Consider the following 1434-nt stretch of genomic DNA (forward strand, 5'->3'; position numbering starts at 1 on the left):
TTCACCTATGGAAACGCTGCTACCCGGGCAAACCACGTCTAGCGACAAAATGATTACGCCGTCTAGGGATCTGTTGTTTTCACAGCCGGTAGGCGGTCGGAACGTGTCTGCGGTGCGGTCGCTGTCTGGCGATAGCTGACGCTCACGGAGGGCCTCGGCCGGCCACTGAGGGCCGCCGGACCGGCGGCCCTCAGATCCCTCGTCTATGCGGTTACACCCGGTGGATCGTACGCTTCTCCCCGATCAAGCATGTGGTAGATCGATACCAGCATCTTCCGAGCTGCTGCCACGATCGCTTTCTGTGAGTTCTTCCGGCTTGCTAACCGGTCGTAAAACCGACTGAGATACTCGTCGTTACTCGTATGAACTGCGGTGTTTGCTGCTTGGACGAGCAGCCATCGTACACGCCCTGATCCACGTTTCGAAATACTCCCTTCGATCCGCGAGTCGCCTGACTCGCGGATCACCGGGTTCAATCCCACGTAACTGACAACCTCCTTGTCACCGTCAAACCGGTCGATCCCACCCAACTCCGCGTAGATTGTCAGCGCAGTGTAGTAACTCACACCGGGAATCGTCATGAGCAGCTGGGTCTCCTTCAGAGACCCAGCGCGCTCTTCGATCGTCTCATCGAGCTTCTGAATCTCTTCGGTGAGCGACTCGATCAGGTCGAGGTACGACTCGAGCAACGTGTCGAACGGCGTCGGGATCGAGAGTCCCCGCAGGGACTCTCGTCCCTCCACGGTTAGCGGTTTCACGTCTTCGGTGATGCCGTGATCGGAGAGGAGTCCATGGACCTTGTTGGCGTACTTGGTACGGTTTTCGACCAGGATCTGTCGCCCGCGCACGAGTGCGCGGGCTTCCCTGACCTCCTCGGTCGGAACGTAGCTTTCAGGCACCGAATTTAACCGGAGCATCCGCGCGAGTTCTTTTGCGTCCACGCGGTCTGTTTTCTTGTCGGTGTCTGCGATCTGGTTGATCTTTTTGGGATGAGCAACGGTCACATCCAAGTGCTCCGACAGCGTGTCGTGGATGTGGTAGTAGTTGGAGGTCGCCTCAAGCACGGCCTGTGCGCCGGCGTACCGCTGGGCGAGGTCGTCGAGGTTCGCGTTCTCGACGCGAACCTCTTCGACGATCTTCCCAGCCTCATCCATTACTGCCACCTGTGCGTACCGTTTGTGGACGTCGATTCCGAGGTACATGGTTGGTTCACCCGGGACGCCAGTGCGTGAAGCAGAGATTCACCTATTCGGGCTTTCCCGGATGCCGCGGGGCGCGGCATCCGGGCTGTAGCGCCCATGACTCGGCTTCTTTCGCACACGGACCAGTCAACAGAACGTGCTCTATGGCACGAAATCCAGGTCGGTCTCTTGCGCCCCATATCTTGTTTCACGCTCTGCTAGGGTAGCAGCGTTTCCATCGAGTCAACAGAGC

1 protein-coding gene is annotated in these 1434 nt (G+C 58.6%); it reads right to left on the reverse strand.

The window, feature by feature from the left end:
* Nucleotides 1-203 precede the first annotated feature (203 nt).
* Complete coding sequence (locus tag B9H04_RS17765) at nt 204-1202, reverse strand: IS110 family RNA-guided transposase (protein WP_085682899.1); 999 nt, start codon at nt 1200-1202, stop codon at nt 204-206.
* Between the last annotated feature and the right edge of the window lie 232 nt (nt 1203-1434).

This window comes from Halorubrum ezzemoulense DSM 17463 (assembly GCF_002114285.1).
Classification (GTDB): domain Archaea; phylum Halobacteriota; class Halobacteria; order Halobacteriales; family Haloferacaceae; genus Halorubrum; species Halorubrum ezzemoulense.